Source organism: Saccharothrix espanaensis DSM 44229 (assembly GCF_000328705.1).
GTDB classification, from domain to species: domain Bacteria; phylum Actinomycetota; class Actinomycetes; order Mycobacteriales; family Pseudonocardiaceae; genus Actinosynnema; species Actinosynnema espanaense.
Window position 1 is genome coordinate 7,941,985 of record NC_019673.1, and the last position, 19,760, is coordinate 7,961,744.

At 70.8% G+C, this 19,760-nt stretch carries 17 protein-coding genes and 2 tRNA genes; 7 read left to right on the top strand and 12 right to left on the bottom strand.

The genetic code is table 11. The features are described from left to right. Position 1: 1 nt before the first annotated feature. Positions 2-988, bottom strand: coding sequence for an NAD(P)H-dependent glycerol-3-phosphate dehydrogenase (locus tag BN6_RS34655; RefSeq protein ID WP_041319074.1), 987 nt, complete (start codon positions 986-988; stop codon positions 2-4). Positions 989-1,007: 19 nt separating this feature from the next. Then, a complete protein-coding gene (locus BN6_RS34660; RefSeq protein WP_015104528.1) occupies positions 1,008-1,709 on the bottom strand; it encodes a lysophospholipid acyltransferase family protein in 702 nt (233 codons plus the stop codon). An 88-nt stretch (positions 1,710-1,797) separates the two neighbouring features. On the opposite strand from BN6_RS34660, the gene cofC reads away from it, so the two are divergent. Continuing rightward, positions 1,798-2,403: a 2-phospho-L-lactate guanylyltransferase gene (cofC, locus tag BN6_RS34665; protein ID WP_015104529.1), complete on the top strand. Its 606-nt coding sequence runs from the start codon at positions 1,798-1,800 to the stop codon at positions 2,401-2,403. Positions 2,404-2,425: 22 nt separating this feature from the next. Here cofC and BN6_RS34670 read toward each other — a convergent pair whose 3' ends face one another. Beyond that, positions 2,426-3,991 (bottom strand): LVIVD repeat-containing protein, encoded by a 1,566-nt coding sequence (locus tag BN6_RS34670; RefSeq protein ID WP_015104530.1) that lies wholly within the window; start codon positions 3,989-3,991, stop codon positions 2,426-2,428. A 91-nt stretch (positions 3,992-4,082) separates the two neighbouring features. Here BN6_RS34670 and BN6_RS34675 point away from each other — a divergent pair, with 91 nt between their 5' ends. The 3 genes from BN6_RS34675 (at position 4,083) to BN6_RS34685 (ending at position 7,595) form a co-directional block, all read left to right on the top strand. Next, complete coding sequence (locus BN6_RS34675; RefSeq protein ID WP_148303139.1) at positions 4,083-4,292, top strand: hypothetical protein; 210 nt, start codon at positions 4,083-4,085, stop codon at positions 4,290-4,292. Positions 4,293-4,410: 118 nt separating this feature from the next. Beyond that, the gene (locus BN6_RS34680; RefSeq protein WP_148303140.1) at positions 4,411-6,681 is read left to right on the top strand and encodes an RNA degradosome polyphosphate kinase; all 2,271 of its coding nucleotides are present in this window, start codon (positions 4,411-4,413) and stop codon (positions 6,679-6,681) included. Beyond that, positions 6,681-7,595 (top strand): NUDIX hydrolase, encoded by a 915-nt coding sequence (locus tag BN6_RS34685; RefSeq protein ID WP_051076079.1) that lies wholly within the window; start codon positions 6,681-6,683, stop codon positions 7,593-7,595. Before BN6_RS34680 ends, BN6_RS34685 begins: the two co-directional genes overlap by 1 nt. Before the next feature lie 409 nt (positions 7,596-8,004). Here the strand turns inward: BN6_RS34685 and BN6_RS34690 are convergent, their stop codons facing one another. From BN6_RS34690 to leuC, 3 genes are all read right to left on the bottom strand, one after another. Then, positions 8,005-8,691, bottom strand: a complete 687-nt coding sequence (locus tag BN6_RS34690; protein WP_015104533.1) for an HU family DNA-binding protein — start codon at positions 8,689-8,691, stop codon at positions 8,005-8,007. Positions 8,692-8,899: 208 nt separating this feature from the next. Next, positions 8,900-9,502: a 3-isopropylmalate dehydratase small subunit gene (leuD, locus tag BN6_RS34695; RefSeq protein ID WP_015104534.1), complete on the bottom strand. Its 603-nt coding sequence runs from the start codon at positions 9,500-9,502 to the stop codon at positions 8,900-8,902. Positions 9,503-9,508: 6 nt separating this feature from the next. Beyond that, positions 9,509-10,921, bottom strand: coding sequence for a 3-isopropylmalate dehydratase large subunit (gene leuC / locus BN6_RS34700; protein WP_015104535.1), 1,413 nt, complete (start codon positions 10,919-10,921; stop codon positions 9,509-9,511). Between the two features lie 69 nt (positions 10,922-10,990). On the opposite strand from leuC, the gene BN6_RS34705 reads away from it, so the two are divergent. Further along, the gene (locus tag BN6_RS34705) at positions 10,991-11,692 is read left to right on the top strand and encodes an IclR family transcriptional regulator (protein WP_015104536.1); all 702 of its coding nucleotides are present in this window, start codon (positions 10,991-10,993) and stop codon (positions 11,690-11,692) included. A 273-nt stretch (positions 11,693-11,965) separates the two neighbouring features. On the opposite strand, the gene BN6_RS34710 is transcribed toward BN6_RS34705, so the two are convergent. From BN6_RS34710 to gltX, 4 genes are all read right to left on the bottom strand, one after another. Continuing rightward, positions 11,966-12,038: transfer RNA gene (locus BN6_RS34710), tRNA-Glu, on the bottom strand. 94 nt (positions 12,039-12,132) lie between these two features. Beyond that, positions 12,133-12,204: transfer RNA gene (locus BN6_RS34715), tRNA-Gln, on the bottom strand. 117 nt (positions 12,205-12,321) lie between these two features. Further along, positions 12,322-13,059, bottom strand: coding sequence for an HAD family hydrolase (locus BN6_RS34720; protein WP_015104537.1), 738 nt, complete (start codon positions 13,057-13,059; stop codon positions 12,322-12,324). Between the two features lie 104 nt (positions 13,060-13,163). Continuing rightward, positions 13,164-14,651 carry a glutamate--tRNA ligase gene (gene gltX / locus BN6_RS34725; RefSeq protein WP_015104538.1) on the bottom strand — a complete coding sequence of 496 codons (1,488 nt, stop codon included), beginning with the start codon at positions 14,649-14,651 and terminating at the stop codon, positions 13,164-13,166. An 87-nt stretch (positions 14,652-14,738) separates the two neighbouring features. On the opposite strand from gltX, the gene BN6_RS34730 reads away from it, so the two are divergent. Beyond that, the gene (locus tag BN6_RS34730; protein ID WP_015104539.1) at positions 14,739-15,983 is read left to right on the top strand and encodes an FAD-dependent oxidoreductase; all 1,245 of its coding nucleotides are present in this window, start codon (positions 14,739-14,741) and stop codon (positions 15,981-15,983) included. A gap of 84 nt (positions 15,984-16,067) precedes the next feature. Here the strand turns inward: BN6_RS34730 and BN6_RS34735 are convergent, their stop codons facing one another. Further along, positions 16,068-16,838: a fumarylacetoacetate hydrolase family protein gene (locus BN6_RS34735; RefSeq protein ID WP_041315142.1), complete on the bottom strand. Its 771-nt coding sequence runs from the start codon at positions 16,836-16,838 to the stop codon at positions 16,068-16,070. Positions 16,839-16,894: 56 nt separating this feature from the next. Here BN6_RS34735 and BN6_RS34740 point away from each other — a divergent pair, with 56 nt between their 5' ends. Then, positions 16,895-17,554, top strand: coding sequence for a S1 family peptidase (locus tag BN6_RS34740; RefSeq protein WP_015104541.1), 660 nt, complete (start codon positions 16,895-16,897; stop codon positions 17,552-17,554). A 45-nt stretch (positions 17,555-17,599) separates the two neighbouring features. Here the strand turns inward: BN6_RS34740 and cimA are convergent, their stop codons facing one another. Then, positions 17,600-19,186, bottom strand: a complete 1,587-nt coding sequence (gene cimA / locus BN6_RS34745) for a citramalate synthase (RefSeq protein ID WP_015104542.1) — start codon at positions 19,184-19,186, stop codon at positions 17,600-17,602. Positions 19,187-19,760: the final 574 nt, after the last annotated feature.

Below are 19,760 nucleotides of genomic sequence, written 5' to 3' on the forward strand. Positions count from 1 at the left end.
CTCACTGCCGTTCCGCCTTACGTTCCCGCCCCAACAACGCCGTCGTGAGCGCACGCGGGTCCAGCCCGTCGTGGCACACCCGGTGCACGCCGTCCGTGATCGGCATGTCCACACCGATCCGCGCGGCCAGCTCCCGGATCGACGAGCACGACTTCACGCCCTCCGCGACCTGCCCGTGCGCGGCCTCCTGCGCCTGCGCCACGGTGTCGCCTCGGCCGAGCCGCTCGCCGAACGACCGGTTGCGCGACAGCGGCGACGCGCAGGTCGCGACCAGGTCGCCCAACCCGGCCAAACCCGCGAACGTCAGCGGGTCCGCGCCCAGCGCCGCGCCCATCCGGGCGGTCTCGGCCAGGCCGCGGGTGATGATGGAGGCCATGGTGTTGTCGCCGAACCCGAGCCCGGCGGCCATCCCGCAGGCCAGCGCGATCACGTTCTTGCACGCCCCGCCGAGCTCGCAGCCCACCACGTCCACGTTGGTGTAGGGCCGGAAGTAGGAGTTCGAGCACGCGTGCTGGAGGTCCACCGCCCGGTCGTGGTCGGTGCACGCGATCACCGTGGCGGTGGGCTGCTCGGCCGCGATCTCCTTGGCCAGGTTCGGCCCGGACACCACCGCGACCTGGTCCTCCGGCACGCCCGCGACCTCGCGGACCACCTCGCTCATCCGCTTGAGCGTGCCCAGCTCCACGCCCTTGGCGAGACTGACCAGAGTGGCCCCGGCGGGCAGCGCCGAGCGCCACTGGGCGAGGTTGGCCCGCAGCGTCTGGCTCGGCACGCCCAGCACGACGGCCTCCGCGCCGGCCAACGCCTTCGCCGGGTCGTGGGTCGCCGCCAGGTTCGCCGGCAGGACCGTGTCGGGCAGGTAGCCGGGGTTGACCCGGGACCGGGTGATCTCGTCGGCGACCTCCGCCCGCCGCGCCCACAGCACGACGTCGGTGCCCGAGTCGGCCAGCACCTTCGCGAAGGCCGTGCCCCACGACCCCGCACCCATCACCGCGACGCGCTTCACGTCAGACCTTCTTCGAGTAGAAGCCGTCGGGCGCGGTCTCCTGCCGGATGTCCGCCAGGAGGTCCTTCACCTCGCCCATGAGCACGTCGGTCACCTCGCGCAGCACCGCGATGGACTGCGGCCTGGCGCGGTGCGCGGCCAGGTCGACCGGCGGGCCGACCCTGGTCACCACGGTCTTGCGCGGGAACGGCCGGAACTTCTTGCGGTAGTGGTCGTAGAGGTCGCGGGTGCCCCAGCGGGCGGCCGGGATGATCGGCACGTCGTGCGCCAGCGCGAGCCGGGCCACGCCGGTGCGCGAGGCCATCGGCCAGCCGTCCGGGTCGCGGGTGATCGTGCCCTCCGGGTAGATCACCACGACGAGCCCCTGCTCCAGGGCCTCGTGGGCGGCGCGCAGGCTCTGCTGGGCGTCGGCGGTGCCGCGGTAGACCGGGATCTGCTTCGCGCCCCTGATGATCGAGCCGAGCACCGGGACCTTCCACAGGCTGTGCTTGGCCAGGAAGTGCGGCACCCGGCCCTGCCGGTGGGTGAACACTGCGTCGTAGACCGGGTCGAGGTGGGACACGTGGTTCATCACGACCAGCGCGCCGCCCGTCTTCGGGATGTGCTCCACGCCCTCGTCGCGCCGCCGCGCCATCAGCGCGGTCGACGGGTAGAACACCGCCGCGGCGAGCCCCACCCAGAATCCGCCCTTCTCCCTGCCCACGTGTTCTCCCTCTCGTCACCCGCGGCCCGCCTGGAGTCTTCCCCGCCGCGGGCGGCGGGGTCCAGTCGACATCGGGGAGTATGGCCGGGTGCGTGCCGATGTGGACCTGGTGGTGCCGGTCAAGACCCTGCAACGGGCGAAGACGCGGCTGGTGGGGGTGACCGACGACCGGCCGGCGCTGGCCCTGGCGTTCGCCCTGGACACCATCGCCGCGGCGCTGCCGGTGGTGCGCCGCGTGCTGGCCATCACCGAGGACCGGGCGGTCGCGGCGCAGCTGCGGGCGCTGGGCGTCGGGTCGATCCCGGGGCCGGAAGGGCTCAACGAGGCCCTGCGGTTCGGCGCGGCGGTGCTGCGCGGGCGTGACCCGCGGTCGGTGGTGGGCGCGTTGCAGGCCGACCTGCCCGCGTTGCGGACCGACGAGCTGGCGCTGGCGCTGGACGCGGCGGAGGGGCGGGCGTTCTGCCCGGACCGGCAGGGCACCGGGACGACGCTGCTGCTGTCCGCGCCCGGCGGCGATCTCGACCCGAGGTTCGGCGTCGGGTCGGCGGAGGCGCACGCGCGGGACGCGCAGGTGTTGCTCGGGCCGTGGCCGACGCTGCGCAACGACGTGGACACGGCGGCGGACCTGGAACTCGCGGCCGGCCTCGGGCTCGGACCGCGCTCGGCGGCCGTGCTGTGCCCGGTGGGCGGCTGAGGACCGCCCACCGGACGTCACCTCAGCAGCAGGCTGAGCCTTCCCCGCAGCCACCGCCGCGCAGCATCGGGCACCCGTACCCGTAGTCCGGGTCCGGTGCCAGCGGCAAGCGCTTGCGCGGGCTGTCGGCGTTGCGGACGGCTTCCCTCACGGGCTCCGTCCTCAACTGCACGTTGGTGTGCGTCTCCTGCGCGTCGTACGCGCCCTTGGTGAGCTTCAACACCTCCACGCCGCGGCCGAAGTCGGCCACGTACACCCGGTCGCGGTGGAAGTACGGGGCCCACGACACCGCGCCCTCGGGCCGCCAGTACGCCACCTGGATCGGCTTGGTCGGGTCGGAGATGTCGAGGAACCGGGTGCCCTGCTCGTACCAGGAGTAGGCCACGATCCGCTTCTGCACGTCGAAGTAGTGCGCCGAGCAGAACACGTCCGGGCCGGGCAGGGTGCCCTCCTGGTCGTCCGGGCTCCAGATGCCCACGGTCTTGAGCGTGAACGGCTTGTCCGGCGTGGCCCGCCACGACTCGCCGTGCGTCGAGCCCTGGAGCGAGGAGATCACGAACCGGCCCTGGTCCTTGCACGTCGGGGAGTCGAACGCCTCCTCGGTGTGCAGCAGCAGGCTGCCCGCCGGGTTCTCCCGGGTCGGCTTGGGACCGTCCTTGACCGTGTCGCCGACCGGCCGGAACGAGTTGTGCGAGAACGAGGTGGGCATGTCCAGCTTCGGCGCCGCACCGCCCGCGTAAGGCACCGGGTTGTACGGCGTCGCCTCACGCGCACGGCCCGTCAACGGGTCCCTGTGCCGGCCACGCGTGTAGTAGCCACGCGTACCGCCCGTGCCCGCCACCCACGCGACACCGTCGGCGTCCACTTGGACGTCGTGGGTCATGTGGGTCTCACCCTGGTTCCGGTTGAGGTCCACGTAGGTGGTGAGGGTCTTCGGGTTGCGCGGGTCGCGCAGGTCGGTCACGAACACCTTGCCCGAACGCCGGTACGTGTCCGGGTCGTTGGACGGCGTGCCGTCGTACCCGGTCGTCCACAGGTACTGGCAGTCGTTGATGCACGTGGTGATGTGGCCCGTGCCCATCGAGGCGAAGTTCAGCAGCTCCAGCTTGCCCGGGTCGGCGGCCGAGATGATGTAGACGCCGGTCGGGCGCTCGTTGCCGGGCTGGCGGCCGAACGCGCTGCGCTCGCGGGCCAGGAACACCAGCTTGCGCTTCGGGTCGACGGTGACGTCCTCGTTCTCCCAGAACCGCTGCGCCGGGTCGTCGCCGGGCAGCGCCAGCTCCTGCTTGGTCAGGTGGTCGAGCAGCTTCGGCTCGTCCTGCCGGGTGACGTCGTAGGTCTTGAGGCCGAACGTGCCGCTGACGAACATCACGTCGCGGTGCCGGTACTGCACGAAGTTGACGGAGATCGCGCCCACGGTGTCCGGGACGGTCTTGCGCAGCTCGACGTTGCGCGCCGCCGCGGCGAGACCGCCGCCCTGGGTCGACTCCTGCCGGACGGGTGCGTCGGGGACCGGTGCCGCCGTCGCGCTGCCCAGGCCCGAGAAGGCCAGCACCGCTCCGGTGACCACCCCTGCCAGAACCCTCATGCCCGCCACTCCTTTCCGTGATGAGGCTGTCGCGGAGCGTCGCAGGTGCGCGTCCGGAGCCACCACCCCCGATCGGCTAGCGTTGCCCGCCGTGCCCGATGAGCAGGCGACCGAACAGGCGACGGTGAGCGCCCACCACGACGACGGCTCGGCCACCGCGCTGCGTGACGACGGTCTCCTCGTCGACCTGCCCGCGCCGGCCGTGGCGGCGGGCGGCTGGCGGACCCTGCGGCCCGGCCAGCGCGTGACGATCGCCCGGGATCCGGACGGAACGGTCACCGCGGTGCGCCGTCCCGTCTGACGCGGCACCCGGTGTGTGACGGAGCGCTCGCCGTTACGTGCTCGGGTGTGACGGGGAGTTCATCTCATCGTCGGCCGCGATCAGCGCGGCAGGGCGCGATGTGAGGAACAATGCCTTCGTGAGCACGGACAACACCCCCGAGCAGCCCGCGCCGAAGCGCCGCACCCGGACGCCTCGGACCCAGCCGACCGCGAGCGCGCCACGCCGTCGCCCACGTCCGGCGGTGCGCCGCGACAACACCACCCCCGAGGCCGCCGAACCGGTCGCCGACACGCCGGCGCGCGCGTTCCCCAGTTCCCCGCCCGCCGTCACGGCGAGCGCCGAGGAGCGGGCCGACCTGCCCGACGACCGGTACTTCAACCGCGAGCTGTCGTGGCTGGACTTCAACGCCCGGGTGCTCGCCCTCGCCGAGGACTCCTCGCAGCCGCTGCTGGAGCGCGCGAAGTTCCTGGCGATCTTCGCCTCGAACCTCGACGAGTTCTACATGGTGCGGGTCGCCGGCCTCAAGCGCCGCGACGACACCGGCCTGTCGGTGCGCAGCGCGGACGGGCTCACGCCGCGCGAGCAGCTCGCCGCGATCGTCAAGCGCACCCGGGAACTGGTCGAGCAGCACGCCCGCGCGTTCCTCGACCACGTCCAGCCGGAGCTGGAGAAGCACGCGATCAGCATCGTGAACTGGGCGCAGCTGACCGACTTCGAGAAGCTGCGGCTGGCCAACTACTTCAGCGACCAGGTCTTCCCGGTGCTGACCCCGCTCGCCGTGGACGCCGCGCACCCGTTCCCCTACATCTCCGGCCTGGGCCTGAACCTGGCCGTGACGGTGCGCGACCCCGAGGGCGGCGCGGAGCGGTTCGCCCGCGTGAAGGTGCCCGACAACGTGCCCCGGCTGGTCCGGGTGGAGCACGACCGGACCAGTACCAGCGCGACGTTCCTGCCGCTGGAGGAGCTCATCGCCGCGCACCTGGGCGAGCTGTTCGCGGGCATGGAGGTCATCGAGTGCCACGCCTTCCGGGTGACCCGCAACGCGGACCTGGAGGTCGAGGAGGACCAGGACGAGGACCTGCTCAAGTCGCTGGAGCGGGAACTGGTGCGCCGGCGGTTCGGTCCCCCGGTGCGGCTGGAGATCGCCGACGACATGACCGAGCACATGCTGGAGCGGCTGCTGCGGGAGCTGGAGGTCGACCCGCACGACGTCGTCCAGGTGCCGGGCCTGCTCGACCTGTCGTGCCTGTGGCAGCTCTACAGCGTGGACCGCAAGCAGCTCAAGGACGCGCCGTTCGTGCCGGCCACGCACCCGGCGTTCGGCGAGCGGGAGACCCCCAAGAGCATCTTCGCCACCCTCCGCGAGGGTGACGTGCTGGTGCACCACCCGTACGACTCGTTCTCCACGTCGGTGCAGCGGTTCATCGAGCAGGCCGCCGCGGACCCGCGCGTGCTGGCCATCAAGCAGACGCTCTACCGCACCTCGGGCGACTCCCCCATCGTGGACGCGCTGATCGACGCCGCCGAGGCGGGCAAGCAGGTCGTGGCGCTGGTGGAGATCAAGGCCCGGTTCGACGAGCAGGCCAACATCAAGTGGGCGCGGGCGCTGGAGAAGGCGGGCGTCCACGTGGTCTACGGCCTGATGGGCCTCAAGACGCACTGCAAGACCTCGCTGGTGGTGCGCCAGGAGGGCTCGCGGATCCAGCGCTACTGCCACATCGGCACCGGCAACTACAACCCGAAGACCGCCCGGCTGTACGAGGACATCGGCATCCTGACCGCCGAGCCGACCATCGGCGCGGACCTCACCGACCTGTTCAACGTGTTGACCGGCTACGCCCGCCAGGACCACTACCGCAGCCTGCTGGTCGCGCCCTACGGCGTGCGGCGCGGCATCGTGGAGCGGATCGAGCGGGAGATCGAGCTGGCCCGCGCGGGCGAGCCCGCGGGCGTCCGGATCAAGGTGAACTCCCTGGTGGACGAGCAGGTCATCGACTCGCTCTACCGGGCGTCGCAGGCGGGCGTGAAGGTGGAGGTCGTGGTGCGCGGGGTGTGCGCGCTCAAGCCGGGCATCAGGGGCCTGTCGGAGAACATCCACGTGCGGTCGATCCTGGGCCGGTTCCTGGAGCACTCCCGGGTGGTGCACTTCGTCGGCTGCGCGGAGTACTGGATCGGCAGCGCCGACATGATGCACCGCAACCTGGACCGCCGGGTCGAGGTGCAGGTGCGGGTCACCGACCCGAAGCTCACCGCGCAGCTCGGCGACATCCTGGACTCCGCGCTGGAGCCCACGACCCGGTGCTGGGTGCTGCAACCCGACGGCGAGTGGGAGGCGTCCCCGGCCGACGGCAGCCGGGTGCGCGACCACCAGACCGAGTTGCTGCGCGCACACCGAGCACTCGGGTGATCCGGGCGGCCGGCGCGGTCCTGTGGCGCGCGGACGGTCTCGTGGCCGTCGTGCACCGACCGCGGTACGACGACTGGTCGCTGCCCAAGGGCAAGCTCGACCCCGGTGAGACGGTGCCCGCGGCGGCGGTGCGCGAGGTGCGCGAGGAGACCGGCTTCGACGCCGTCCTCGGGCGGTACCTGGCCACCGTCCGGTACACCGCGTTCGGCAAGCCGAAGACCGTCGACTTCTTCGCCGCCCGCGCGGCCGGGGGTTCGTTCGCCCCCAACGACGAGGTGGACGAGCTGCGCTGGGTGCCCGTCGCCGAGGCGGCGGAACTGGTCACCAAGGACACCGACCGCGACGTCCTGGCGGCCTACGCGGCCGAGCCGACCGACCTGGCCACCGTCCTGCTGGTGCGGCACGCGAAGGCCGGCAAGCGGGACAACTGGCCGGGCGAGGACGACCTGCGCCCGTTGAGCCAGGCGGGCCGCAGGCAGGCCGAGGGGCTGCGCGCCCTGCTGCCGCTGTGGGGCCCGACCCGGGTGCACTCCGCGCCGCGCACGCGGTGCGTGGACACCGTGCTGGGCGTGGCCCGGGACCTGGGCTCGCAGGTGCTGGTCGAGCCCCGGCTGTCCGAGGAGGGCTACTGGCCCGACCGCGAGGCGGGCCTGGTCCGGCTGCTGGAGATCGCCGACGGCGCGGGCGTGCCCGTGGTGTCCAGCCAGGGCGGCGTGATCCCGGACGTGGTGGCCACGCTGGCGTCGCTGGCGGGCCTGCCACTCACCGAGGTGCCGTGCAAGAAGGGCAGCGTGTGGCTGCTGGCGTTCCGCCGGCCGGAGCCCGGCTGGTCCACATCGGACAGCAGCGCCAGTTGGCCCAGGCTGGTCTCGGCGCACTACCTCCCCAGCCCATTGGCCGCTCCCGTCCCGTAGCGGTGCGCGCATTTCCCCGCCGACCGGACGGGGACGTTCGTGGGAATCGCTGGGCCGAACGAGTGGGCGGCCCTTTCCGCCCGCGCCCGCCGGCTTCTCGGGCGAGGCCGCGAATGCGCGGTCTCGCCCGCGTCACAACGACTCCGGGAATCCGCACGGCCGCCGCTGCCGCCAAGGCGCTGAAAACCCGCCGCGGGCACTCCGGGCCACTCGACCGGACAACGGCCGTCACAGGCGTGCGGAGGGCGCGAAAAGGCCACTACCCACCCGCGTGCACCGGGTCCGGACACACGAAAACCCGGCACGCGTCCGCGCCGGGCATCGGTCACGCCTAGGGCCCGGTGCGCGTCCGCACCAGGCCCTGAGCGTGGTTAGAGCTGTCCCCGCCGGGTATTCACCCGGCCGGGACTCACTTCTTGGCAGCCGGCTTCTTGGCTGCCGGCTTCTTCGCCGCGGGCGCCTTCGCCGTGGTCGCCTTGGCGGCGGCCGGAGCCTTGGCGGCAGCCGGCTTCTTCGCCGCAGCCGCCTTCGGAGCGGCGGCCTTCGCCGTCGTCGCCTTGGTCGCGGTCGCCTTGGCGGCGGCCGGGGCCTTGGTGGCGGTGGCAGCCGGCTTGGCGGCGGCCGTGGTCCGGCGGGTCGCCGGAGCCTTGGTCGCCGCGGCGGCCGTGCGCGCGGTGGTGCTGCGCGCGGTGCGCGTGGTGGTGGTGCGCGCGGTGGTGCTGCGGGTCGCCGGAGCCTTGGTCGACGCGGCGGGCTTCGCGGCGGCGGCCGGCTTGGCGGCGGCCGCGGCGGGCTTGGCGGCGGTGGCCTTCGGCAGCTTCTTGGTGCCGCTGATGACGTCCTTGAACGTCGAACCCGCGCGGAACGCGGGAACGTTGGTCTTCTTGACCTTCACGGTCTCACCGGTGCGCGGGTTGCGAGCGGTGCGAGCCGCACGGGCACGCTTCTCGAAGACACCGAAGCCGGTGATGTTGACCTTCTCGCCCTTGTGGACGCTGCGGACGATGACGTCCACGAGCCCGTCGACGGCGGCGGCTGCGTTCTTCTTGTCGCCAAGGCGCTCGGCGAGCGCCTCGATGAGCTGGGCCTTGTTCACCTTCAGTCCCTCCCAGGACGCTCACGGCCCTAGTCGGGCCGACTGATGGCCACGGTAAGCCCATATGCAAGGAAATACCAATCGCCACGCCAGATTTTTCGTTGTGGCGTGGGCAATTACGACCTGTCGAGGGACGCCGGAAGGGCCCTTCGGACCCCGCTCGGGACCGGATTCCCGCTGGCAGAGGGGGAATCCGGCCCCTTCCGGACTAGCTCGCGGGCACCTGTTCGGTGGTGGGCAACCAACCCGGCCGGTTCCGCTCGAACGTGGTGATGTCATCGGCGTGCCGCAGGGTCAGCGCGATGTCGTCCAAACCCTCCAGCAGCCGCCAGCGGGTGTACTCGTCCACGAAGAAGGGCGCGGTGAAGTCCTTCGCCACAACAGTGTTCGCGGACAGGTCCACGGTCACCTCGGTGCCGGGCTCGTTCTCCAGCAGCTTCCACAGCAATTCGACATCGGACTGCGCGCACTCGGCGGCCACGAGGCCCTGCTTGCCCGCGTTGCCCCGGAAGATGTCGGCGAACCGGGAGGAGACGACCACCCGGAAGCCGTAGTCCATCAACGCCCAGACGGCGTGCTCCCGGGAGGAGCCGGTGCCGAAGTCGGGCCCGGCGACCAGCACGCTGCCCGCCCTGAAGTGCTCCTGGTTGAGCACGAACTGCTCGTCACCGCGCCAGGCGGCGAACAGGCCGTCCTCGAAACCCGAGCGGGTCACGCGCTTGAGGTAGACCGCCGGGATGATCTGGTCGGTGTCCACGTTGGACCGGCGCAGGGGCACGCCGACGCCGGTGTGGGTGGTGAACGCTTCCATCGGGGATCAGCTCCTGGAGGCCAGGTCGGCGGGGGAGGACAGGGTGCCGCGCACGGCGGTCGCGGCGGCCACGAGTGGCGAGACCAGGTGGGTGCGGCCACCCTTGCCCTGCCTGCCCTCGAAGTTGCGGTTGGAGGTGGACGCGCTGCGCTCGCCGGGCTTGAGCTGATCGGGGTTCATGCCCAGGCACATCGAGCAGCCGGCCTGCCGCCACTCGGCCCCGGCCGCCAGGAACACCTCGTGCAGCCCCTCGGATTCGGCCTGCGCGCGCACCCGCATCGAGCCGGGGACCACGAGCATCCGCACGCCGTCCGCCACCCGGTGTCCGCGCAGGACGTCCGCGGCGGCCCTCAGGTCCTCGATGCGGCCGTTCGTGCACGAGCCGAGGAAGACGGTGTCGACGTGGATGTCGCGCAGCGGGGTGCCGGGCGCCAGCCCCATGTACGCCAGGGCCTTCTCGGCGGCCACCCGCTCGTTGTCGTCCGGGATCGCCTCGGGGTCGGGCACCCGGTCGCCCAGCGGCAGCCCCTGGCCGGGGTTGGTGCCCCAGGTGACGAACGGGGTCAGCTCGTCGGCGTCGAGCACCACCTCGGCGTCGAACTCCGCGCCCTCGTCGGTGCGCAGCGACTTCCAGTACTCCACCGCGGCGTCCCACTCGGCCCCGGTCGACGCGTGCGGCCGACCCGCCAGGTAGTCGAACGTGGTCTGGTCCGGCGCGATCATCCCGGCGCGCGCGCCGGCTTCGATCGACATGTTGCACACCGTCATCCGGGCTTCCATGGACAGCGCCTCGATCGCGCTGCCCCGGTACTCCAGGACGTAGCCCTGGCCGCCGCCGGTGCCGATCTTCGCGATCACCGCGAGGATGACGTCCTTGGCCGTGACGCCGGGCCTCAGCGAGCCCTCGACGGTGATGGCCATGGTCTTGAACGGCTTGAGCGGCAGCGTCTGGGTCGCCATCACGTGCTCGACCTCGGAGGTGCCGATGCCGAAGGCCAGTGCGCCGAACGCGCCGTGCGTGGAGGTGTGGCTGTCACCGCAGACGACGGTCATGCCGGGCTGGGTCAGGCCCAGCTGCGGGCCCACCACGTGCACGATGCCCTGCTCGGCGTCGCCCATGGGGTGCAGCCGGACGCCGAACTCGGCGCAGTTCTTGCGGAGCGTCTCGACCTGGGTGCGCGACACCGGGTCGGCGATCGGCAGTTCGATGTCGACCGTGGGGACGTTGTGGTCCTCGGTCGCGATGGTCAGGTCGGGCCGGCGCAGCGGCCGGCCCGCCAGGCGCAGGCCGTCGAACGCCTGCGGGCTCGTCACTTCGTGCAGCAGGTGGAGATCGATGTAGAGCAAGTCGGGCTCCGCGCCACTGCCGTGGCGCACCACGTGCGCTTCCCACACCTTCTCCGCGAGCGTGCGGCTCATCGCTTCTCCCAGGATCTGGACAGTCGATAGATCTGGACTTCCCAGACAGTGGGAAGTTAGTATCGTCTTGTGGGACAGCATAGCGGGATCGGCGTGCTGGACAAGGCAGTGGCTGTCTTGAACGCCGTCGCAAAGGATCCGTGTGGGCTCGCCGAGTTGTGCAACCGGACGGGCTTGCCTCGCGCAACCGCGCACCGGTTGGCAGTGGGGCTCGAGGTGCACCGGTTGCTGCGACGGGGTTCCGACGGCCGGTGGCGTCCGGGCGCGGCTTTGGCGGAATTGGCGGGCGGGGCCACGGACCCGTTGCTGGACGCGGCGTCCTCGGTGCTGCCGAGGCTGCGGGACATCACCGGGGAGAGCGTGCAGCTCTACCGGCGGGACGGGATGCAGCGCATCTGCGTGTCCTCCGCCGAGCCGCCCAGCGGCCTGCGCGACACCGTCCCGGTGGGAGCGCGGCTGCCGATGACGGCCGGCTCCGGCGCGAAGGTCCTGGCGGCGTGGTCCGACCCGGGCACCCAGCGCGCGGTCCTGGCGGACGCGGTCTACGGCGAGCGCACCCTCCTGGAGGTCCGCCGCCGGGGCTGGGCGCAGAGCGTCGCCGAACGCGAGCCAGGCGTCGCCAGCGTCTCGGCCCCAGTCCGGGACAGCACAGGCGCCGTAGTAGCCGCAGTCTCCGTCTCAGGCCCCATCGACCGCATGGGCCGCCGCCCAGGCGCCAGATGGGCAGCCGACCTGCTGGCAGCCGCAGAAGCCCTACAGTCCCGCCTCTGACCAAACGCCCCAACAACCCCGTTCCAACACACCCCCCGCACCCAGGGCCCGGCCACCAGGCCGGCCCTCGGGGGTTTCAGCGGCTAGGCCGCCGGCCCGCCCTGGGTCAAGGGCCAGGACACCAAGCCGCTGGAGGTTCAGGGGCGAGGCCGCCAGGCCAGCCCCGGGGGTCTCGGGGGCGAGCCCCCGAGCCGGGGCCCGGGGGCCGGGCCCCCGGTGTAAATGCGAAAGATCCCCGTGACAGCAGTACCGTCACAGGGATCTTCTGATCTGTAGCCCCGATGGGATTCGAACCCACGCTACCGCCTTGAGAGGGCGGCGTCCTAGGCCGCTAGACGACGGGGCCCTAGGTTTCGCTCGACCGATCTTGCCCGCCGAGCTATTCACTTGTCGTTCTTGGTGCTGCGGTAGCTTACCACATCTATTTCTACCGCTTACCGCTGGGGTACCAGGACTCGAACCTAGACTAACTGAACCAGAATCAGTCGTGCTGCCAATTACACCATACCCCAATGGCTTTCCCGATCAACCAACCCTTCGCCTCGACCGACTTCGTCTGGGCCTCGGGGGCTGTCCGTTCCGCCGGGAGGAATAGTAGACCAAGAGCCCGGCGGAACGGAAATCGGGGGTCAGGCAGAGGCCGCCGACAGCTCGCAGACGAGGAGTTCCGGCAGCTCAGACAGGCTGCTGATGGACGCGATGCCGGTCGGCAGGGCGCCTTCGCGCGGGCCCTGCCGGTTGAGCCAGACACCCTTCATGCCGGCGTCCCGGGCACCTATGGCGTCGGCGTGCAGGCGGTCCCCGATGTGCACCGTGTCGTGCAACGGGACACCCAGGTCCGCGCACGCGGTGTCGAAGATCACCCGGTCCGGTTTGGCCGCGCCGACCTCGCCGGCGATCAGCACCGTGTCGAAGTACTGGGCGAGCCCGAGCGCGGCGATCTTCACGCGCTGGTGCCTGCCGGAGGCGTTGCTGACCGCGGCGAGCGGCAGGCCGGTGGCGCGCAGCCATTCCAGGCACGGCACGACGTCGGGGAACAGCCGCCAGCCGGACGCGAGCACCCCCTGCCGGTACAACTCGCGCCGGGTGGCCTCGGCGAGGTCGATCTCCTCGCCCAGGGCGGCGAAGAACGCACGAGTGCGGATGTTGCGCATCGACTCGTACTCCAGCTCGCCCGAGAGCAGCCGGGCGCAGTGCTCGTCGGTGATGCGCTGCCACAACGACCAGTTGTCGGCGTTGCCGACCATCGCGGCCAGCGCGGCGCGCGACGAGCTGCTGTAGTCGACGAGCGTGTCGTCCACATCGAGGCTCACCGCGCGGATCTCGCCGGTTCTCCGGGGGGTGAAAGTCGGGGCTGCGGTTGTCACCCAGTGAGGCTAGGTGCGCGCGCCCCCCGTCCGACTCGACCAGAGAGGTGATATCTCGCGGTTCTTGCACGGTCAAGCACCGCTGAACCGCCCGAACGAACCAGTCAGATTGATCCGAGCGCCTTGCGCAATCGCCCGATCGAGCGATCCCGACCGACCAACTCCAGCGATTCGTACAGAGGTGGCGAGACGGTACGACCCGTCACGGCAACCCGCACCGGGGCGTACGCCTTGCGCGGCTTGAGGCCGAGTTCGTCCACAAGGGACACCTTCAGCGCCTCCTCGATCGAGGCCGCCGTCCACTCCGCCACGGCCTCCAGGGCGGTGATACTCGCGGTCAGCACGGGCTTGGCGTCCTCGCCCAGCGCCTTGGCCGCCGACTCCGCCTCCGGGACGAACGACTCGTCGTCCGTGAAGAGGAAGCGCACCATGCCAGACGCCTCGGACAGCACGACCAGACGCTCCTGCACGAGCGGGGCCACTCCGCGCAACGTGGTCAACTGCTCCTCGGTCGGGTCGACCAGGAGGCCGTCGGCCGCGAGGTAGGGCAGCACCCGGGCGACGAAGTCCTCGACCGGCAGCGCGCGCAGGTGCGTGGCGTTGATCGCCTCGGCCTTCTTCAGGTCGAACCGGGCCGGGTTCGCGCTCACCTTCTCCAGCGTGAACGCCTCGACCAGCTCCGCCGGCGAGAAGATGTCCCGGTCGTCCGCGATGGACCAGCCGAGCAGCGCGAGGTAGTTCAGCAGACCCTCCGGGAGGAATCCCCGGTCCCGGTAGAGGAAAAGGTTCGACTGGGGGTCCCGCTTGGACAGCTTCTTGTTGCCCTCGCCCATCACGTACGGCATGTGGCCGAAGCTCGGGGTGAAATCAGTCACGCCGATTCGCCGCAGTGCGGCATAAAGCGCCAACTGTCGCGGAGTGGACGGCAGGAGGTCTTCACCGCGCAGCACGTGCGTCACGCGCATCAACGCGTCGTCCACCGGGTTGGTGAACGTGTACAGCGGATCGCCGTTCGCGCGCACCAGCACCGGGTCCGGCGTCGCGCCGGCCTTGAACGTGATCACGCCGCGGATCAGGTCGTCCCAGCTGAAGTCCTCGTCGGGCATCCGCAGGCGCAGCACCGGTTCGCGGCCGGCGGCGCGCAGCTCGGCCTTGCGTTCGTCGGTCAGGTCGCGGTCGAAGCCGTCGTAGCCCAGCTTCGGGTCCTGGCCGGCGGCCTTGCGGCGGGCCTCGATCTCCTCGGCGGTGGAGAAGGACTCGTAGAGCTCCCCCGCGTCGAGCAGGCGCTTGGCCACCCCGGCGTAGACGTCGCGGCGCTCGCTCTGCCGGTACGGGCCGTGCGGGCCGCCGACCTCGGGGCCCTCGTCCCAGTCCAGGCCCAGCCAGCGCATGGCCTCCAGCAGCTGCTCGTAGGACTCCTGGGAGTCCCGGGCCGCGTCGGTGTCCTCGATCCGGAAGACCATCGAGCCACCGGTGTGGCGGGCGTAGGCCCAGTTGAACAGGGCGGTGCGGATCAAGCCCACGTGCGGCGTGCCGGTCGGCGACGGGCAGAAGCGGACGCGGACCTCTGGGGTGACTGCGGATGCGCTCATGACCCGATCAGCGTATCCGGCTTGACCGGCGTCGCCGACAGGAGCATCCTGAACTTATTCAACCCCTGTTGAAAAGAGGTGGGGATCATGGCGAGGACCACGGTCGCGGTCGTCGGCGGAGGTCCGGCGGGCATGGTGTTCGCGCTGCTCATGGCGCGGGCCGGCGTCGAGGTCACGGTGCTGGAGAAGCACGGCGACTTCCTGCGCGACTTCCGCGGCGACACCGTCCACGCGTCGACCCTGACGCTGCTCGACGAACTGGGGCTGGGCCCGTCGTTCGCCGAGGTGCCGCACCAACTGGTGGAGAAGGGCCAGGTGATGACCGACGCGGGCCTGGTCACCATGGCCGACCTGCGCCGGCTGCCCGGCCCGCACAAGCACATCGCGTTCGTGCCGCAGTGGGACTTCCTCGACCTGCTGGCCGACGCGGGCAAGCGCGAGCCGTCGTTCCACCTGCGGATGAACGCCGAGTTCACCGGCGTCACGCGGTCGGGCGGCAAGGTCACCGGCGTGCGCTACCGCACCCCCGACGGCGAAGCCGAACTGGCCGCGGACGTGGTCGTGGCGGCGGACGGCCGCAGTTCATCGGTGCGCGCGGAAGCCGGGCTGCCGGTGCACGAGTTCGGCGCGCCGATGGACGTCTGGTGGTTCCGCCTGCCCCGCAACGAAGGCGAGTCGGGCAGCGGCATGGGCCGCTTCGCCCAGGGCGAGGCGCTGGTGCTGATCCCGCGCGGGGACTACTACCAGTGCGCCTACCTGATCCGGAAGGGCACCGACGAGCGGATGCGCGCCGAGGGCGTCGAGGCGTTCCGGGCCCGCGTGGTCAAGCTCGTGCCGTGGCTGGAGGACCGCACGGAGGCCATCGGGTCGTTGGACGACGTGAAGCTGCTGGACGTGAAGCTGGACCGGTTGCGCCGCTGGCACGCCGACGGCGTGCTGTGCATCGGGGACGCCGCGCACGCCATGTCGCCGATCGGCGGAGTAGGCATCAACCTGGCCGTGCAGGACGCCGTGGCCGCCGCGCGGATCCTGGCCGCACCCGCCAGGCGCGGCCGGATCACCCCGGCCGTGCTGGCCAAGGTCCGCCGCCGGCGCTGGTTCCCGACCGTGGTGACGCAGGCGTTCCAACGCCGCATCCAGGACTCGTTCCTCAAGCCCACGCTGGACGGCGACCGCGCACCGACCCCCGGCGGCGTGCCCAGGCCGGTGGCCCTGATGCAGCGCTTCCCCTGGCTCCAGGCGATCCCCGCGTACCTGGTGGCGATCGGCCTACGCCCCGAACACGCCCCACAATTCGCCCGCCGCGCCCCCGAAAAAATCACCCGGAGCTGACCCCTCACCCCAGGCGACTCCCCTCCGGAAGCCGCACCTCCGGAAGCCACCCATCCGGGAGCCGCCCATCCCACACCTACAACGTCAGCGGTTCGTGACCGTGTTCGTCAACGTGCCCAGCCCGTCGACCGTGACCGACACCGACTGCCCCGCCCGCAGCGGTCCGACGCCTGCCGGGGTGCCGGTGAGGATGACGTCGAGCGGGCGCAGGGTCATCACCGCCGAGATGTACTCGATCAGCTCCGGGATGTCGTGCAGCAGCAACGAGGTGCGCGAGTCCTGCTTGACCACGCCGTCCACCTCCGTCCGGATGGCCACGTCGGACGGGTCGAACTCGGTCTCCACCCAGGGCCCGAGCGGGCAGAACGTGTCGAAGCCCTTGGCACGGGTCCACTGGCCGTCGGCCTCCTGGAGGTCCCGCGCGGTCACGTCGTTGGCGATCGTGTAGCCGAGGATCGACTGCCGGGCGCGGGAAGCCGGGATGTCCCGCCCCCCGACGCCGATGATGACGGCCAGCTCCCCCTCGAAATCCACCCGCTCGGACACCGAGGGCAGCTTGATGTCCGCGTTCGGCCCGATCACGGCGGTGTTGGGCTTGAGGAACATCAACGGGTTGTCGGGCACCTCGTTGCCGAGCTCGGCCGCGTGCTCGGCGTAGTTGCGGCCGATGCAGACGATCTTGGGCGGCAGGAAGGGGGCCAGCAGGCGGACGTCCGCGAGCGGCCACCTGCGGCCGGTGAACGTCGGGTTCGCGAACGGGTCGTCGGCGATCTCGACGGCGGTCAGGTCGTCACCGTCGCCCTCGATCGAGGCGAAAGCGAGGCCGTCCGGTTGGGCGATACGGGCAATGCGCACGCCAATCACCCTAACCGGCGGCTTGCGCCCGCACCCGCCGTGCCTAGCGTCAAGGCATGAGACCCCTGCGGACACCCCTGCCGGCACTGGCAACCCTCATAGCCCTGCTGGCCACACCAGCCACAGCCACAGCCACAGCCACCAACAACACCAACAGCCCCGTCCCCACTCCCCTAGAAGCCGGCACCACCCTGGGCTCCCCACCCAACGCCCGCTGCGCGAACGGCTTCAACGTCCGGGGCCACCTGCTCATCTCGACCAGGTGCGCCAACACCACCGACCCGGTGACCGGTCCCGGCGGCGGCCAGATCGGCCCGATCACCCGGATCCGCGACACCTACGCCGTCGTGAAGGTCCAAGACCCGACCAAGTGGAACCAACTACCCCGGATAGTCGGTTCCGCCACGCCCATCACCGGCTCGGCGGAAGCGCCGATCGGTGCCCGGGTGTGCGCCGGCAGCGCATTGCAGGGGTGGCAGTGCGGCACCCTCCAGGCGAAGAACCAGACGGTCCACCACCCGAGCGGCTCGATCACCGGACTGACCCGCACGAACCTGTGCGCCCAGCCCGGCAACGACTGGCTGCCCGTGGTCAGCGGCAGCCAGGCGCAAGGCCACCTGATCGGCGCCAGCGGCGGCTCGGGCACCTGCACGTCCTACTTCTACCCGATCAACCGCATCCTGCAGGCCGAGGCATTCACCCTGGTCACAGCCTGAGCACTCCCCCACCACTCACACCCCACCATTCAAAACCCCCACCACTCACTCCCCCACACGCGTCGCCTTGTGCACCAGGGCGTCACACAACGCAAGCCAACTGGCTTCGACGATGTTCCCGTGGACGCCGACCGTGGTCCACTCGCGTTCGCCGTCCGTCGACTCCACGAGCACGCGGGTGACGGCGTCGGTGCCGTGCTGATCGGTGAGGATGCGCACCTTGTAGTCGTTCAACTGCACGCTGTCCAACCAGGACAGGTGTGGCAGCAACGCCTTGCGCAACGCAGCGTCCAGCGCGTGCACCGGCCCGTTGCCCTCGGCCGTGGCGATGACGCGTTCGCCCGCCACGTGCACCTTGACCGTCGCCTCGGACACGATCGAACCGTCCTGGGTGTGGTCGAGCACGACCCGGTAGGACTCCAGCGTGAACGGCGGCGCGTCCAGTTCGGACAGCTCGTCCTTCAACAGCAGCTCCAGCGAGGCGTCGGCGGCCTCGAACGACCAGCCACCCGCCTCCAGTTCCTTCACCTTGCGCACCACGGTGGTGAGCGTGTCAGGCCGGCGGGTCAGGTCGATCCCGAACTCACGTCCCTTGAGTTCGAGACTGGCCCGACCCGCCATCTCGGTGACCAGCACCCGCATGTCGTTGCCGACGGCGCCCGGATCGATGTGGTTGTAGAGCTCCGGGTCCACCTTGATCGCGCTCGCGTGCAGCCCCGCCTTGTGGGCGAAGGCCGACGACCCGACGTAGGCCTGGTGGGAGTCGGGTGCGATGTTCGCGATTTCGGCAAGGGCATGGGAGACACGGGTGAGCTCGGCCAGGGATTCGCGCGGTAGCACGTCCAGGCCGAGTTTGGTCACGAGGTTCCCGACGACGGCGAACAGGTCGGCGTTACCCGCTCGCTCGCCGTAGCCATTGGCGGTGCACTGCACGTGGGTCGCCCCCGCCTGCACCGCCGCGATGGTGTTGGCCACCGCGCAGGACGTGTCGTCCTGGCAGTGGATGCCGACCCGGAAGCCCGTGCGGGCGACCACGTCGGCCACGGTCTCGGCCAGTCCCAGCGGGAGCTGACCGCCGTTCGTGTCGCAGAGGACGACGACATCCGCGCCACCCTCCACAGCGGACTCCAACGTGCGCAAGGAGGTGTCGGAGTCGAACGCGAAGCCGTCGAAGAAGTGCTCGGCGTCGAGGAACACCCGCCGGCCCTCGGCCACGAGGAAGCGCACGGTGTCGCGCACCATGGCGCAATTTTCCGCGACATCGGTCCGCAACGCGCGCTCGATGTGCCGTCGATCCGACTTGGCGACCAACGTGACAACAGGCGCCCCCGAGTCCAACAGGGCACGGACCTGCTTGTCGTCCTGCACCTTCACGCCCGCTTTGCGGGTCGAGCCGAACGCCACCAGCTGCGCGTTCTTGAGCGTCAGATCGCCCCTGGCCGCCCGTGCGAAGAACTCGGTGTCCTTCGGCAAAGCCCCAGGCCAGCCGCCCTCGATGAACCCGACGCCCAGCCCGTCCAACAGCCGCGCGACCGCGAGCTTGTCCGAGACCGAGTAGGTGATGCCCTCGCCCTGCGCACCGTCCCTCAAGGTCGTGTCGTAGACGTGGAAGGAATCGCCGAGCGTGGTCACGAGGGTCTCCTAGAGAAGATCATGGAAAACAAAAAGACCCCCCGCAGGATGCGAGAGGTCAGCGCGCCGGGTGCTTGGGAAGCACTTACCCGGCGCGCTCAGAAATAATGATCACGGCGAAGAGAGCCACGTTCGGAATCCTGCCACAGCCGAGCGGCGACTACCAAGCCACGGACGGGTGTTCCCACACTCTGAGCAACGCCAACGCCCACAAACCCCACCCCAACCCCAACCCCCACAACCACCCGATCCCCATCCCCACCCCCGCCCCACAGCTCACTCCCACCGCACCTCACCACCCAATCGCGCCCCCACAATCCCCCTGCCGCGTCGTGTCATCCCCGTATGGCCCGCGCGCCAGCGAACCGCGCTTGGGCAGTGAGGGCAAGCACGCCCTTCGCTTGCCCTCACTGCCCAAGGGTGGTTGTCTCCGACCGGGCCATACGGGGATGACACGACGCCCACCGCACCACCGCCGTCATCCTTGGCGGCTCGCCCGTCCGGCGAGGACGCTTTTCAAGCCCTAGAACCCAGCCACCACCGCAACCCCCACCGCCCACTTGCGACAGTCACC

Bases quoted from the DNA above. Each gene is read 5' to 3' on its own strand.
- BN6_RS34655 (WP_041319074.1), bottom strand. From the start codon at position 988: ATGGGTGCGGGGTCGTGGGGCACGGCCTTCGCGAAGGTGCTGGCCGAC.
- BN6_RS34670 (WP_015104530.1), bottom strand. From the start codon at position 3,991: ATGAGGGTTCTGGCAGGGGTGGTCACCGGAGCGGTGCTGGCCTTCTCG.
- leuD (WP_015104534.1), bottom strand. From the start codon at position 9,502: ATGGAAGCGTTCACCACCCACACCGGCGTCGGCGTGCCCCTGCGCCGG.
- leuC (WP_015104535.1), bottom strand. From the start codon at position 10,921: ATGAGCCGCACGCTCGCGGAGAAGGTGTGGGAAGCGCACGTGGTGCGC.
- gltX (WP_015104538.1), bottom strand. From the start codon at position 14,651: ATGAGCGCATCCGCAGTCACCCCAGAGGTCCGCGTCCGCTTCTGCCCG.
- BN6_RS34730 (WP_015104539.1), top strand. From the start codon at position 14,739: ATGGCGAGGACCACGGTCGCGGTCGTCGGCGGAGGTCCGGCGGGCATG.
- BN6_RS34740 (WP_015104541.1), top strand. From the start codon at position 16,895: ATGAGACCCCTGCGGACACCCCTGCCGGCACTGGCAACCCTCATAGCC.